Below are 13,316 nucleotides of genomic sequence, written 5' to 3'. Positions count from 1 at the left end.
AAGCATCGACGCGCGGCAGGCCCGAAAGGTCCGCCGCGCGTTTTTCGTTTGTGGAGACCAAGGGCGCGCGATCTGCGCCGCGCGGAAACGCTTTCTTCACCTTGTTCGGGCGAAGCTCCGAGTTGCCATGGTCATTCGTCGCCGCGTCCGCGCCATCGTCGTCCCCGCCGTCCTCTGGACGGTCTCGGCTCTCGTCGTGGGCTACTTCGTGCATCAAGCCGAGAGCGGCAGCCGCGGCCTCGAAGCCAAACGCGTCCTCAAGGTCGAGGCCTACGGGCTCACTCAGGAATTGAACGCCGCCAAGGCCGAGCGGGCGACCTGGGAGCACCGCGTCTCGCTGCTGCGGAGCGAACAGATCGACCGCGACCTCCTGGAAGAGCGGGCCCGCGTCGTGCTCGGCCGCGTCCACGCGAATGACCTCGTTATCATCGGTCCATAAATTTTTATTTCCGCAAGACTAAACGCGATAAATATTCATTTGCACTGTCCTTCCGATTTATCCTCCGTTGCAACCGTGACGGTAACAGCATTTGATGGCTGTCAGCCCGCCCCTCGATTTCCGTAATTCGCTGCCCTAGAACCCTCTGCAACAACGCGATTGCGGGAGGACACCGATGGGTGCGGGCAGCGAGGCGGTGAAACCTGCGGCGGAAACAGACGCGCCGCAACATCGGCCGGCACCGAATATTCCGCAGTTCACGAAGGACGAAGACCTTCACGCCTACCGCGAGATGCTGAGTATCCGTCGCTTCGAGGAGAAGGCGGGCCAGCTCTACGGCATGGGTCTCATCGGAGGCTTCTGTCACCTCTATATCGGCCAGGAAGCCGTGGTCGTCGGCATGCAGATGGCCGGCGAGGACGGTGACCAGAACATCACCGGCTATCGCGACCACGGCCACATGCTCGCCTGCGGCATGGACCCCAAGGGCGTGATGGCCGAGTTGACCGGACGCCGCGGAGGCTATTCCCGCGGTAAGGGCGGCTCGATGCACATGTTCAGCCGCGAGAAGCAGTTCTTCGGCGGCCACGGCATCGTCGGCGCGCAGGTCGCGCTCGGCACCGGCCTCGCCTTCGCCGACGCCTATCTCAAGAATGGCAAGGTCAGCTTCACCTATATGGGCGACGGCGCGGCCAACCAGGGCCAGGTCTACGAGAGCTTCAACATGGCGGCTCTGTGGAAGCTGCCGGTGGTCTACGTGATCGAGAACAACCGCTACGCCATGGGCACTTCGGTGGCCCGCGCCTCGGCGCAGACGGACTTCTCGAAGCGCGGCCTCTCGTTCGGCATCCCCGGCGAGCAGGTGGACGGCATGGATGTGCGCACGGTTCGCGAGGCCGCGGCGCGAGCCATCAACCACGCCCGTTCGGGCGAGGGCCCCTACATCCTCGAGATGCAGACCTACCGCTATCGCGGTCACTCGATGTCCGATCCGGCCAAGTACCGGACCAAGGACGAGGTCTCGAAGATGCGCGACGAGCACGATCCGATCGAGATGGTGCGCAAGCGCCTGCTCGAGGCGCACGGCGTGCCCGAGGCGGAGCTGAAGAGCATCGACGCCAAGGTCCGCGAAATCGTCAACGAGTCGGCGGATTTCGCGACCCACGATCCCGAGCCCGATCCGTCGGAACTCTGGACCGACATCCTTCTCGAAGCCCGCGCCTGAATGTGTCCCTGCCCTCCGCGCCGTCTCGGCCCGGGGGGTTCTCAGCGACGCATTCGACAAAAACACGCCCGACCGTCGACGCACCCGGATCGATAGAGCAGCGCATATGGCGACCGACATCCTGATGCCCGCCCTTTCTCCGACCATGGAGGAGGGAAAGCTCGCCAAATGGCTGAAAAAGGAGGGCGATCCGGTCAAGGCCGGCGACATCCTGGCCGAGATCGAAACCGATAAGGCGACGATGGAGGTCGAGGCGATCGACGAGGGCGTCCTCGCCAAGATCCTCGTTGCCGACGGCACCGAGAACGTCGCCGTCAACACCCCGATCGCGATCATCGCCGAAGAGGGCGAGGACGTGGCCGCCGCTGCCGCGAGCGGCGGCAAGGGCAAGCCGGACGGCGCCGCTGGCGGTGCGCCCGCTCCGACCCCCGACATGCAGGCCGAAGGCATGGCCGACACCTCGGCCGCCACCGCGAAGACCGGTGACGATGCGCAAAAGGCCCCGGCCTCGCCCGCCATCATCACCAACAAGGCGCCGGACCCGGTGATGGAGGAGTTCCCGGCCGACTCGCCTATGAAGACCACGACCGTGCGCGAAGCCCTGCGCGACGCCATGGCCGAGGAGATGCGCAAGGACGACAAGGTCCTCGTGATGGGTGAGGAGGTCGCCGAGTACCAGGGCGCCTACAAGATCACGCAAGGCTTGCTTCAGGAGTTCGGCGCGCGCCGCGTGGTCGATACGCCGATCACCGAGCACGGCTTTGCCGGCATCGGCGTCGGTGCGGCCTTCATGGGCCTCAAGCCCATCGTCGAGTTCATGACCTTCAACTTCGCCATGCAGGCGATCGATCACATCATCAACTCGGCGGCCAAGACGCTCTACATGTCCGGTGGCCAGCTCGGTTGCCCGATCGTGTTCCGCGGCCCCAACGGCGCGGCGGCTCGCGTCGGCGCTCAGCACAGCCACGACTACGCCGCGTGGTACTCGAACGTGCCAGGCCTCAAGGTGATCGCGCCCTACACCGCTTCCGACGCCAAAGGCCTGCTCAAAGCGGCGATCCGCGACCCCAACCCGGTGATCTTCCTCGAGAACGAGATTCTCTACGGTCAGTCCTTCCCGGTGCCGGAGATCGAGGATTTCGTCCTGCCGATCGGCAAGGCGCGCGTCCACCGTCCGGGCAAGGACGTCACCATCGTCTCCTTCTCGATCGGCATGACCTACGCCCTCAAGGCGGCCCAGGCGCTGGCTGAGGAGGGCATCGAGGCGGAGGTGATCGACCTGCGCACGATCCGCCCGATGGACAGCGCCACGGTTGTCGAATCGGTCAAGAAGACCGGCCGCTGCGTCTGCGTGGAAGAAGGCTTCCCGCAATCGGGCGTCGGCGCCGAGATCGTCGCTCGCCTGATGGTCGATGCCTTCGACTATCTCGATGCGCCCGTCCTGCGGGTCACCGGCAAGGACGTGCCAATGCCCTACGCGGCCAATCTCGAGAAGCTCGCCCTGCCCAGCGTGGCTGATGTCATCGAGGCGGTCAAAAGCGTCTGCTACAAATAAATATAGGTAAATGTCGGAAACATTTGAAGAACTTGAGATCCCGCCCGACGCCCTGGAACAGGGCGGGATCGAGATCGTGCGCGCCTCCATCGTCGATGGCGCTGTGAGCGTGGCGCTCCGGCGGGCCTTCGATGACCCGGCGACCTGGGGCCGCCTGCTCATCGACCTCGCGCGGCAAGCCGCCCGCGCCTACGCGATGGAAACGGACATCTCGGAGGAGGAAGCCTTCGAGCGCATCCGTGCCGGGTGGGAGGCGGAAAGCCTCGATCCCAACAATGCCCTCAACTGACCCTTCCTCTCAAGGCCGCTCGGGAACGATACGATGCCGATCAACGTCCTGATGCCCGCGCTCTCCCCGACCATGGAGAAGGGCAACCTCGCCAAGTGGCTCAAGAAGGAGGGCGACGCCATCAAGTCCGGCGACGTCATTGCCGAGATCGAGACCGACAAGGCGACCATGGAGGTCGAGGCGGTCGATGAGGGCGTGCTCGCCAAGATTCTCGTGGCCGAAGGCACCGCCGACGTTCCGGTCAACGAGTTGATCGCGCTGATCGCCGAGGAGGGTGAGGATCCGGGCAGCGTCCAGGCTCCGAAGGGTGGTGCCGAGGCGAAGAGCGCCCCCGTTGAGCCGAAGGGCACGCCCGACCAGAACGCCGCGCCCGATGGCTCCCACGCCTCTTACGCGCGCGTCGATCAGGTGCCCGACGGTGCCAAGCCAAACGGCGCCGCGCAGCCGGCAGGCTCCGGCGATCGCGTCTTCGCCTCGCCGCTCGCGCGCCGTATCGCGAAGCAGGAAGGCGTCGATCTCTCGGCGGTGAAGGGCTCGGGTCCGCATGGCCGCGTGATCCAGCGCGACGTGCAGGCAGCGATCGAGAACGGCACGGCGAAGGCCGGTGCGGCGGCCAAGCCCGAAGCCAAGTCGGAGGCCAAAAGTGCTCCGGCGCCCGAGAAAACCGCGCCGAAGGCGGCCGCCGCGGGCGGCGTCCCGGCCGGGCTCAGCCTCGATCAGGTCAAGGGCTTCTACGAGAAGGGCAGCTTCGAGGAAGTGCCGCTCGACGGCATGCGCAAGACGATCGCCAAGCGCCTCACCGAGGCCATGCAGGTCGCGCCGCACTTCTACCTCACCGTCGATTGCGAACTCGATGCGCTGATGAAGCTGCGCGAGACGCTCAACGGCTCGGCCGGCAAGGACAAGGACGGCAAGCCGCTGTTCAAGCTCTCGGTGAACGACTTCGTCATCAAGGCGATGGGCCTCGCGCTCACCCGCGTTCCCGCCGCCAACGCCGTCTGGGCGGAGGACCGCATCCTGCGCTTCAAGCACGCCGAGGTCGGTGTCGCGGTGGCGATCGATGGCGGCCTGTTCACCCCGGTGATCCGCAAGGCGGACCAGAAGACGCTCTCAACCATCTCCAACGAGATGAAGGATTTCGCAGGCCGCGCGCGCGCCAAGAAGCTGAAGCCCGAGGAGTACCAGGGCGGCGTCACCTCGGTGTCGAACCTCGGCATGTTCGGCATCAAGCACTTCACGGCGGTGATCAACCCGCCGCAATCGAGCATCCTCGCGGTCGGCGCGGGTGAGAAGCGCGTCGTGGTGAAGGACGGGCAGCCGACCGTTGCCCAGGTGATGACGGCGACCCTCTCCTGCGATCACCGCGTCCTCGACGGCGCGCTCGGCGCCGAGCTGATCGCCGCGTTCAAGGGGCTGATCGAGAACCCGATGGGGATGCTCGTCTAAGGGCCGTCGATACGAACCTTCGCTCCCGATGCGCGGGGCGAGCAGGATGGCGAATCGGCGCGAGCCGACTGCTCTCGTGATCCCGTCCGTCACCGCCGGCCGAGCCGCCCGACCCTCACTCTCACCCCCTCCCCACAAGCGGGAGGGGAGCAGGAGGTCTTGATGTCCGAAACCTATGACGTCCTCATCATCGGCGCGGGGCCCGGCGGCTACGTGGCCGCGATCCGCTCGGCACAGCTCGGTTTCAAGACCGCCGTGGTCGATCGCGAGCATCTCGGCGGCATCTGTCTGAACTGGGGCTGCATTCCCACCAAGGCCCTGCTGCGCTCGGCCGAGATCTACCACTACATGCAGCACGCCTCCGATTACGGTCTCTCCGCCAAGGAGGTCAGCTTCGACGCGGCGGCGATCGTCAAGCGCTCGCGTGGAGTGTCGGGCCGGCTCAATGGCGGCGTCGGCATGCTGCTGAAGAAGAACAAGGTCGATGTGATCTGGGGCGAGGCCTCGATTGAGTCCGGCGCCAAGGGCAACGAGCCCGGCAAGGTCACGGTCAAGGAGACCAAGCGCGCCGAGCCGCCGAAGGGCGCCAAGGGCGCAGGCACCTACGCGGCCAAGCACATCATTGTCGCCACCGGCGCCCGCCCGCGCGTGCTGCCCGGCATCGAGCCCGACAAGAAGCAGATCTGGACCTATTACGAGGCAATGGTCCCGGAGAAGATGCCCAAGAGCCTGCTGGTGATGGGCTCGGGCGCGATCGGCATCGAGTTCGCCTCGTTCTACCGCACGATGGGCGCCGACGTGACGGTCATCGAGCTGCTACCGCAGATCCTGCCGGTCGAGGATGCGGAGATCGCCGGTCTTGCCCGCAAGCGTTTCGAGAAGCAGGGTATCAAGATCCTCACCAGCGCCAAGGTGACGAAGGTCGAGAAGGGCGCCGACTCGGTCACTGCAACGGTCGAGGACGACAAGGGCAAGACGCAGCAGCTCACCGCCGAGAAGCTGATCTCGGCGGTCGGCGTCGTCGGTAACATCGAGAATCTGGGTCTCGAGAAGGTTGGGGTGAAGATCGAGCGCGGCGTCGTCGTGACCGACGGGCTCGGGCGCACCAATGTGCCGGGCGTCTACGCCATCGGCGATGTGGCCGGCCCACCGATGCTGGCCCACAAGGCCGAGCACGAAGGCGTCATCTGCGTCGAGACCATCAAGGGCCTGCACACCCATCCGATGGACAAGGCCAAGATCCCGGGCTGCACCTATTGCCAGCCGCAGATCGCCAGCGTGGGCGTCACCGAGGGGAAGGCGAAGGAGCTCGGTCTCTCGATCAAGGTCGGCCGCTTCCCGTTCGCAGGCAACGGCAAGGCGATCGCGCTCGGCGAGCCGGACGGTCTCGTCAAGACGATCTTCGATGCCAAGACCGGCCAGTTGCTTGGCGCCCACATGGTCGGCGCGGAAGTCACCGAGCTGATCCAGGGCTACGTCGTCGCGATGACTCTCGAATCGACCGAAGAAGAGCTGATGCACACGGTGTTCCCGCATCCGACGCTCTCCGAGATGATGCACGAGAGCGTGCTCGATGCGTATGGCCGCGTGATCCACACCTGACCCGGAGCGATCGCTCCCACGAGGCTAAGAACATCGATGGGCGTGCAGGATCGGGCTTGATGCCCCGGTCCTGCGCGCCCACTTCGTTTTCCACGGGCCTCCACGCGCGTTCGGCCTAGCAGCGTGCGGCGCGTGCGCAAAGAATTTCCCGGTGGAATTCGGTAAGGATGCCGGAGGAATTCGTTCGGTTGAACTTCTGATGCAGAGGCGTGCCGTATACCAGAGATCCTGCACCCTGGATGCGGAAGCTCACCCCCGTCATGATACTACGAGTTCTTCTGCTCGGCCTCGGACTTGGAGCCATCTACGCTGCGCTGACCACGCTGCGCGTCCACCTCTACGTCACTCTGCTGCTCCTGTTTTTGAGTGCAGGGCCGTTGAGCTACCTCGTGTTCCGGGAAGAGCACGAATAGGCGTCGCCATGCGCGCCGGAGCCCCTCCCATAGAAAAAGGGCGTGACCGCCTCAGCGCTCACGCCCTTTCGCGTGGATCGGACTAGACCGTTCGCTCAGCGCGGGCCGCCGCCGCGGCGCATGGCGATTTCCTGACCTTCCTGATTCACCGCACCCGAGGGGGCATTCCGCTCGTTCGGGACCGGATTCATGCCCTCGTTTGCGGTGCGGGAAGACGGTCGGCCGTCGGCCGGGTTTCCGGCCGCGCGTTTCAGAGCGAGGGCACGGCGGGCCCCGGAGACCGTCCGGCCGCGGGCGTCGGCGATGCGGCGGCGCTCATGCTCCTTGCTGACGCGCTTCACGGCCGAGGCGAGCAAAGCCGCCTTCTCGCGGGTGCCGGAATTGTCGGAGGCCGGCTTCACTCCGGACGGGGCGGCCTTGCCACGCAGCTCGCGCCTCTGGCGGCGAGACACATCGCGGGCGCGGTCGCGGCGTTCGCGGAGCAGGCGGATCAAGTCGGGCAGGGCCTTGTCGTCTTCCGCACCCAACTCGGGGTGATGCGAGCGCTTCACCAACTCGGTCTCACTGGCATCCAGTAGCCGCTCCTCACGGCGTCGCGATACGGACATGGTTTCCCCCGGTTCCTTCAGACGGCCTGTGGCACGAGCGGACCAGCGCGAGGCGCCAGCGCTCGAACGCCAACACCTCCGTTCCGCGAAGGTTGCCTCGGCCTACACCCAAGGATCGCGTCGGCGTCATCTTGGCGTCCCTGGCACGACCTCCGCTTCGCGCCCCGTGATCGGTGAGCCGGCGGTGTTGGTTCCGTAGGGCTCGCAACGCGCGGCAACCGTGACACCCAGGCGGCGTTGGTTGCGCACGCGGACGAGGGCCGGCGCGAAAGCGGAAATCCACCATGACCATGATGCGCACCGTCTGGGTTGGCCTCGTGGCTTCGGGCGTCGGACTTGGCGCCATACCGGCTCTTGCCCAGACATCCGGCGGCGCTGGATTGCCCTCCGGCTTCACCGCGCCCGGCCTTCCCTTCGGCCCGACTTCGTCGGTCGCCACGGTCGCGTCACCGAGTCCGACCATGGCGCTTGCCAATCCCGGCGGCTTGAGTTTCGGCGGCGCCTCCCGTGCGTCGGGCCTCGGCGCATCCACACCGTCCGGCGGCAACGCCGGAGGTTTGAGCTTCGGCGGCGCAGCCTCGACCGCTGTCGGTGGCTCCGAATTGCGTTCGACCGGCGGCGGGGCGGGAGCCCTCGGACGCCGCCCCCTCGACGATGTGACCGCCAATCCCGGATCGGGCGGGGGAGGGGGTGCGCCCGCGGGTGCCGGCATCGCCGGTGGCGGAGGCTTCTCCCGCAGACCGACTGATGCTTATTTCGACCCGCTCTCCGGCTCCGGCCTGCGCTGACGGCATGGAGGGTGGGACCCGGCCGGGATGTCCACAGTCCGCACCGGTCCCAGTAAGGTCTCGTTAACCAATTCGGTATGTTCTATCTTCGTTCTCATGCCGAGTCGGAGAAAGATGATGCCCAAGCCTCAGACTGCCGAGCGGAGCCGAAGCACGTTCACACCCGCAGCCGATCTCGGACAGGAGCGAGCCGCCTCCTGCCCCGTGGAGGAGATTGTCCAGGCCTATCTCAGCAGCACGGACGGTGACGCGGGCATCGCGTTGCGCTGTGCGATCACCGACGCCTTGTCCGATTTGATGGAGGCCGCGCGGCAGGACCGTGAGAACAGCCGCCTCATCTCGCGTGGTTTTGTCCGTAACAGACGGCCACATGGGTAGCGATTTGAGGCGTGGCGGTAAGACGCACCGCTTGAAGCGGGGGCGGTGGGGCGCATCTTCGAAGGAACTTTGTCCGGGATGACCGATATGCGCCTGTCTTTCCTCACGATTCTCGCGGGTCTCGCCTGCGTCGCCGCGTCCCCGCCGGCGCGGGCCGACCTTCTCATCGCCATCGACAAGGATGCCCAGCGGATGAGCGTGGTGGTCGATGGCTCACCGCGCTACGATTGGCCGGTCTCGACCGGGGTCGCGGGCCACGATACGCCGAACGGCAGCCACCGCCCGTTCCGCATGGAGAAGACGCATTTCTCCCGTGAGTGGGACAATGCGCCGATGCCGCACGCGATCTTCTTCACGCAGGTTGGCCACGCGATCCACGGCACCACGCACACCCGCCGCCTTGGCCGCGCCGCCTCGCATGGCTGCGTCCGCCTCTCGCAACGCAACGCCGCGACGCTCTTCTCGCTGGTGAAGCAGCAGAAGATGGCCAACACCCGCGTCGTCATCGAGGGTAGTGTCGGCGACGCCCCGGTCGCCGAGATCCAACGCCCCGGCAGAGCGCGTTCGGCCGGCCGCGACTATGACGGCGGCGAGGGTGTGGTCGCCGTGCGCTCCCGGGGCCGGACCTGGGAGGATGAGGCCTACGCGCCCGTGCGGCGCCGCTACCCGGATGTGTTCGACGAGGGATATGGTTCGGGCGTCGGGTACGGCGATCTGTATTGAGGGCCAGAAAACCTAAGCCGCCGACGGCCGGATGATCCCGCCACACGCCGTTGCGTGAGGTCGACGATCTCGGCCCGTCGGTGTTGCCCCACCGACGTCTCGCGATGACGAGCGGATGAAGCGCGTCGTCGCGGGTCGGTCAGGCCGGAAGGTCCCGGCCGTAGATCAATTCGAGGCCGCCGCGCCGGTCACCCGCCACACGGCATTGCCGACATCGTCCGTCACGAGAAGCGCGCCGGCCTTGTCGATGGCCACGCCCACGGGCCGCCCCTGGGCCTTCTCGTCGGCGTTGAGGAAGCCGGTCAGCACATCGGCCGGGGCGCCGGCTGGCTGGCCATCCTTGAAGGGCACGTAGATCAGCTTGTAGCCGCTCTTCGGCCGACGGTTCCAGGAACCGTGCTGAGCGACGAAGAGACCGCTCTTCCAGGCATCCGGCAGACTCGACCCGGTTGCGAAAGCGATGCCCAGCGAGGCGGTGTGGGTGCCGACGGCGTAGTCGGGCGCGATCGCCTGCTTCACCTTCTCCGGCTGCGGCGGCTGCACCCGTTCGTCCACGTGCTGACCCCAGTAGCTCCAGGGCCAGCCATAGAAGGCACCCTCCTTCACCCGGGTGATGTAGTCCGGCACGAGATCGCTGCCGATCTCGTCGCGCTCGTTCACCGCGGTCCACAGGGCGCCCGTCCCCGGCTCGAAGGCGAGACCGTTGGGGTTGCGCAGGCCGGTGGCGTATTCGCGCATCGCCTTGGTGGCGATCGTGTATTCCCAGATCGCGGCCCGGCCCTTCTCGATGTCGAGGCCGTTCTCGCCGACATTGCTATTCGAACCGACGGTGATGAAGAGCTTTTGTCCGTCCGGGCTCGCGACCACGTTCTTGGTCCAGTGGTGGTTGATGCCGGCGGGCAGGTCGACGACCTTTTCGAGGGTCGCCGTGATCTCGGTCTGGCCCTCGGCGTAGGGCACGCGGACCAGCGCGTCGGCATTGGCCACGTAGAGATCAGAGCCAACCAGCGCCATGCCGAAGGGCGAGGTAAGCCCTTTGAGGAAGACGTGGCGCTCCTCGGCGACGCCGTCCCCGTCCCGATCGCGCAGGAGCACGATGCGGTCCGGACTCGCACCGCCGGCTCCGGCGAGGCTCTTCACCTTGTCGGCCACCCAATCGGTAACGCTGGTCGAGTGATCGCCGGATTTCGGTGCCTGGCTCTCGGCGACGAGTACGTCGCCATTGGGCAGCACCACGGGCCAGCGCGGATGGTCGAGCCCGGTCGCGAAGGCGGCGACGCTCAGGCCCTCTGCGGCTTTCGGCTTGGCGCCCTCCGCCCAGCGCGCCACGCGGGCGATGTTGACGGTCGGCATCAGCGTCGGGTTCGGCGCCGGCAGGGCCGGACTCGCCCCGCTGCTCGCCGCCACATCGAGCGCAGCGGATTCCGGATAGACGACGAAACGCAGGAAGGCCGCCCCACCGAGCAACACGACGGCGAGTGCGGCTAGGCCGACCTTGGCAGGAGTGCGCATCGAAAACTCCCCGAGACCCGATCAGGCAGCCGTGGCAGCCGGCGGCACGGCCGCCGCGTCGGCGCCCGGATGGCGACGGCTCGAATAGTAGAGCCCGATCGCGTTCCAGAAGGCGTCGCGCTGCTCCTGGGTGAAGCGTTGGAGCGAGGCCTCAAGTGCGGTGCGTCCGGCCGCAGCCGCCTCCGCGCGCATGCGCTCTTCGAAAGCGGCGGGCGTTTCCGAACGCATTTCCATCATGGCCCGGCCCTTCGCTGACGCTGATCCAACGCTGTCAACGCCCAAGGTCGCGACTCCGTTCAATGCCGGTCGCGTGTGAGCGCTGAAGGGTGAGCGTGTGCCAAACGACACACCACCCCGGTTTCGATGCCCAGGCTTAACAGTTTCTTTGCACCTGTGGGCGGAATGGTCCAGCTTGGTTACCAACGTCGTCAGCCTTCAGGAGCCTGCATGCGAGCCGACCGGACCCTCCGTCTCCTCTGCCTTTCTGGGCTAGCGCTGACCGGTTCGGGTCTTGGGGGATGCGGTCTGCTTCCGCATCAGGCTGAGCTGACCACCGGCTCCATCGCGATGAACGCCAAGGTCGTGCAGCCGCCGACCCCTGCCGACAAGGAATGCCTCGCCCGGGCAATGTATTTCGAGTCGAACCGCAGCGACGAGGAAGGGCTGCTCGCCGTCGGCACGGTGGTGATGAACCGCCTCGACGCGCCGGCCTATCCCGGCCGGATCTGCGAAGTCGTCGGTCAGAAGCGGCAATTCGCCAACGGCGTGCTGACGAAGCCCGTCCGTGACCAGGACCGGCCGCGACTGGAGCGGGTCGCCGACGCGCTGCTCTCGGGCAAGCGCCACGACGGGGTGGGGCCGGCGCTGCACTTCCACACCGCGGGCTACAAGTTCCCCTACAACAACATGCACTACGTCGTCGCGGCCGGCGGCAACGTCTTCTACGAGAAGAGCGACCGCGAAGGTTACCTCCCGGCGGTCCAGCCCCGCGCCGTGGTGCAGACGGCCACCGGCCGCCTGATGCCGCTTCAGGTCGCTGCCGCGAATTCCGGCATGATCGGCCTTCCGCTCACCGGCCGCGTCCAGCCGACGCTGACCGCCGAGTACACCGCCCCGACGACCCCCGAGCTGCGCATCCCCGGCCCGGCCCGCTACGCCTCGGCGCCTGCCCGCGACAAGCATTAGAACGGTTCGTCGACGGGGTTACGGCCGGGGCGGGTTGTCGCCCCCGCCCTATGCGCAGGCACCGCAAGGCCTTAAGTCAGGGATGCGGCCGGGTTGCCCGGTCCGGCTCCCGTGAGGCTCACCCCGCATCGCCATGGCCGTTGTCCTCGATCTCCTGAACAAAGACACCCGGCCGAAGCTGGATGCGCCCGCGCGTCCGCGCCATCCCGAGAAGGCGCACCGGCCGGACACCGCCATCCAGCGCAAGCCGGACTGGATCCGGGTGAAGGCACCGGGTTCGAAGCTCTGGGCCGAGACCAAGGACATCGTCCGCGCCAACAACCTCGTCACGGTCTGTGAGGAGGCGGGCTGCCCCAATATCGGTGAGTGCTGGGAAAAGCGGCACGCCACCTTCATGATCATGGGGGACACCTGCACCCGCGCCTGCTCGTTCTGCAATGTGCGTACGGGTCTGCCGGCGGCGCTCGACGAGGCCGAGCCGGAGAAGGTCGCCGAGGCGGTGGCCAAGCTCGGCCTGCACCACGTCGTCGTCACCTCGGTCGATCGCGACGACCTCAAGGATGGCGGCGCCGAGCATTTCTCGCGCACCATCGCCGCGATCCGCCGAGCGAGCCCCGGCACCACCGTCGAGATCCTGACGCCCGACTTCCTGCGCAAGCCCGGCGCCCTGGAAGTGGTGGTCGCGGCCAAGCCCGACGTGTTCAACCACAATATGGAGACCGTGCCCGGCAAGTACGTGACCGTGCGGCCCGGTGCCCGCTACTTCCACTCGGTGCGCCTGCTGCAACGGGTCAAGGAACTCGATCCGACGATCTTCACCAAGTCCGGCATCATGGTCGGGCTGGGCGAGGAACGGAACGAGGTCGTGCAACTCATGGACGATCTGCGTTCGGCGGAGGTCGACTTCCTCACCATCGGCCAATATCTGCAACCGACCCGCAAGCACCATGAGGTCGTGCGCTTCGTGCCGCCGGACGAGTTCAAAGCCTACGAGACCACGGCCTATGCCAAGGGCTTCCTGCTGGTCTCGGCGACGCCGCTCACGCGCTCGTCGCATCACGCCGGCGAGGATTTCGCCCGGCTGAAGGCGGCTCGTCTGGCCAAGCTCGGACCCGCGCCGGTGGCTGCCAGCATCCGCGCCGTCAACGCCTGA

The 13,316-nt window shown here is 66.7% G+C and carries 15 protein-coding genes; 12 read left to right on the top strand and 3 right to left on the bottom strand.

Annotated features, from left to right (window positions below; all coding sequences use genetic code 11):
• The first annotated feature begins 127 nt into the window (after positions 1–127).
• From M2437_RS19420 to M2437_RS19390, 7 genes are all read left to right on the top strand, one after another.
• Positions 128–439 carry an FtsB family cell division protein gene (locus M2437_RS19420; RefSeq protein WP_003597459.1) on the top strand — a complete coding sequence of 104 codons (312 nt, stop codon included), beginning with the start codon at positions 128–130 and terminating at the stop codon, positions 437–439.
• Positions 440–614: 175 nt separating this feature from the next.
• Positions 615–1,664 carry a pyruvate dehydrogenase (acetyl-transferring) E1 component subunit alpha gene (gene pdhA / locus M2437_RS19415; protein ID WP_253388415.1) on the top strand — a complete coding sequence of 350 codons (1,050 nt, stop codon included), beginning with the start codon at positions 615–617 and terminating at the stop codon, positions 1,662–1,664.
• Between the two features lie 106 nt (positions 1,665–1,770).
• Positions 1,771–3,219 (top strand): pyruvate dehydrogenase complex E1 component subunit beta, encoded by a 1,449-nt coding sequence (locus M2437_RS19410; RefSeq protein ID WP_056152779.1) that lies wholly within the window; start codon positions 1,771–1,773, stop codon positions 3,217–3,219.
• A gap of 10 nt (positions 3,220–3,229) precedes the next feature.
• On the top strand, positions 3,230–3,508 hold the full coding sequence (locus M2437_RS19405; RefSeq protein ID WP_056504198.1) for a DUF5076 domain-containing protein: 279 nt from the start codon (positions 3,230–3,232) through the stop codon (positions 3,506–3,508).
• Between the two features lie 33 nt (positions 3,509–3,541).
• Entirely contained in the window at positions 3,542–4,954 is a 1,413-nt protein-coding gene (locus tag M2437_RS19400; protein WP_253388414.1) for a pyruvate dehydrogenase complex dihydrolipoamide acetyltransferase, read from the top strand.
• 162 nt (positions 4,955–5,116) lie between these two features.
• A complete protein-coding gene (lpdA, locus tag M2437_RS19395) occupies positions 5,117–6,556 on the top strand; it encodes a dihydrolipoyl dehydrogenase (RefSeq protein ID WP_012254145.1) in 1,440 nt (479 codons plus the stop codon).
• A gap of 260 nt (positions 6,557–6,816) precedes the next feature.
• Positions 6,817–6,969: a hypothetical protein gene (locus M2437_RS19390; protein WP_012753140.1), complete on the top strand. Its 153-nt coding sequence runs from the start codon at positions 6,817–6,819 to the stop codon at positions 6,967–6,969.
• 95 nt (positions 6,970–7,064) lie between these two features.
• Here the strand turns inward: M2437_RS19390 and M2437_RS19385 are convergent, their stop codons facing one another.
• The gene (locus tag M2437_RS19385) at positions 7,065–7,577 is read right to left on the bottom strand and encodes a hypothetical protein (protein WP_253388413.1); all 513 of its coding nucleotides are present in this window, start codon (positions 7,575–7,577) and stop codon (positions 7,065–7,067) included.
• A 284-nt stretch (positions 7,578–7,861) separates the two neighbouring features.
• Here M2437_RS19385 and M2437_RS19380 point away from each other — a divergent pair, with 284 nt between their 5' ends.
• The 3 genes from M2437_RS19380 (at position 7,862) to M2437_RS19370 (ending at position 9,466) form a co-directional block, all read left to right on the top strand.
• Positions 7,862–8,365, top strand: a complete 504-nt coding sequence (locus tag M2437_RS19380; protein ID WP_253388412.1) for a 1,3-beta-glucanase — start codon at positions 7,862–7,864, stop codon at positions 8,363–8,365.
• A 117-nt stretch (positions 8,366–8,482) separates the two neighbouring features.
• Positions 8,483–8,743, top strand: a complete 261-nt coding sequence (locus M2437_RS19375; RefSeq protein ID WP_253388411.1) for a hypothetical protein — start codon at positions 8,483–8,485, stop codon at positions 8,741–8,743.
• 87 nt (positions 8,744–8,830) lie between these two features.
• Positions 8,831–9,466, top strand: coding sequence for a L,D-transpeptidase (locus M2437_RS19370; protein ID WP_253388410.1), 636 nt, complete (start codon positions 8,831–8,833; stop codon positions 9,464–9,466).
• 165 nt (positions 9,467–9,631) lie between these two features.
• Here the strand turns inward: M2437_RS19370 and M2437_RS19365 are convergent, their stop codons facing one another.
• Complete coding sequence (locus M2437_RS19365; RefSeq protein WP_253388409.1) at positions 9,632–10,978, bottom strand: PQQ-dependent sugar dehydrogenase; 1,347 nt, start codon at positions 10,976–10,978, stop codon at positions 9,632–9,634.
• Between the two features lie 21 nt (positions 10,979–10,999).
• The gene (locus tag M2437_RS19360) at positions 11,000–11,215 is read right to left on the bottom strand and encodes a hypothetical protein (protein ID WP_499006968.1); all 216 of its coding nucleotides are present in this window, start codon (positions 11,213–11,215) and stop codon (positions 11,000–11,002) included.
• A 210-nt stretch (positions 11,216–11,425) separates the two neighbouring features.
• On the opposite strand from M2437_RS19360, the gene M2437_RS19355 reads away from it, so the two are divergent.
• Both M2437_RS19355 and lipA read left to right on the top strand, forming a co-directional pair.
• Positions 11,426–12,163 carry a cell wall hydrolase gene (locus M2437_RS19355; RefSeq protein ID WP_015951259.1) on the top strand — a complete coding sequence of 246 codons (738 nt, stop codon included), beginning with the start codon at positions 11,426–11,428 and terminating at the stop codon, positions 12,161–12,163.
• A gap of 133 nt (positions 12,164–12,296) precedes the next feature.
• Positions 12,297–13,316 (top strand): lipoyl synthase, encoded by a 1,020-nt coding sequence (gene lipA / locus M2437_RS19350; RefSeq protein ID WP_003597435.1) that lies wholly within the window; start codon positions 12,297–12,299, stop codon positions 13,314–13,316.

It is taken from the genome of Methylorubrum pseudosasae, assembly GCF_029504475.1.
GTDB lineage: Bacteria > Pseudomonadota > Alphaproteobacteria > Rhizobiales > Beijerinckiaceae > Methylobacterium > Methylobacterium extorquens.
The sequence above is the reverse complement of the archived record's forward strand: the minus strand, read 5'-3'. Positions and strand labels throughout refer to the sequence as shown.

Coding starts and splice junctions, on each gene's coding strand:
- lpdA (WP_012254145.1), top strand. CDS start 5,117: ATGTCCGAAACCTATGACGTCCTCATCATCGGCGCGGGGCCCGGCGGC.
- M2437_RS19410 (WP_056152779.1), top strand. CDS start 1,771: ATGGCGACCGACATCCTGATGCCCGCCCTTTCTCCGACCATGGAGGAG.
- M2437_RS19380 (WP_253388412.1), top strand. CDS start 7,862: ATGACCATGATGCGCACCGTCTGGGTTGGCCTCGTGGCTTCGGGCGTC.
- M2437_RS19360 (WP_499006968.1), bottom strand. CDS start 11,215: ATGATGGAAATGCGTTCGGAAACGCCCGCCGCTTTCGAAGAGCGCATG.
- M2437_RS19370 (WP_253388410.1), top strand. CDS start 8,831: ATGCGCCTGTCTTTCCTCACGATTCTCGCGGGTCTCGCCTGCGTCGCC.
- M2437_RS19405 (WP_056504198.1), top strand. CDS start 3,230: ATGTCGGAAACATTTGAAGAACTTGAGATCCCGCCCGACGCCCTGGAA.
- M2437_RS19375 (WP_253388411.1), top strand. CDS start 8,483: ATGCCCAAGCCTCAGACTGCCGAGCGGAGCCGAAGCACGTTCACACCC.
- pdhA (WP_253388415.1), top strand. CDS start 615: ATGGGTGCGGGCAGCGAGGCGGTGAAACCTGCGGCGGAAACAGACGCG.
- M2437_RS19390 (WP_012753140.1), top strand. CDS start 6,817: ATGATACTACGAGTTCTTCTGCTCGGCCTCGGACTTGGAGCCATCTAC.
- lipA (WP_003597435.1), top strand. CDS start 12,297: ATGGCCGTTGTCCTCGATCTCCTGAACAAAGACACCCGGCCGAAGCTG.
- M2437_RS19420 (WP_003597459.1), top strand. CDS start 128: ATGGTCATTCGTCGCCGCGTCCGCGCCATCGTCGTCCCCGCCGTCCTC.
- M2437_RS19365 (WP_253388409.1), bottom strand. CDS start 10,978: ATGCGCACTCCTGCCAAGGTCGGCCTAGCCGCACTCGCCGTCGTGTTG.
- M2437_RS19355 (WP_015951259.1), top strand. CDS start 11,426: ATGCGAGCCGACCGGACCCTCCGTCTCCTCTGCCTTTCTGGGCTAGCG.
- M2437_RS19400 (WP_253388414.1), top strand. CDS start 3,542: ATGCCGATCAACGTCCTGATGCCCGCGCTCTCCCCGACCATGGAGAAG.
- M2437_RS19385 (WP_253388413.1), bottom strand. CDS start 7,577: ATGTCCGTATCGCGACGCCGTGAGGAGCGGCTACTGGATGCCAGTGAG.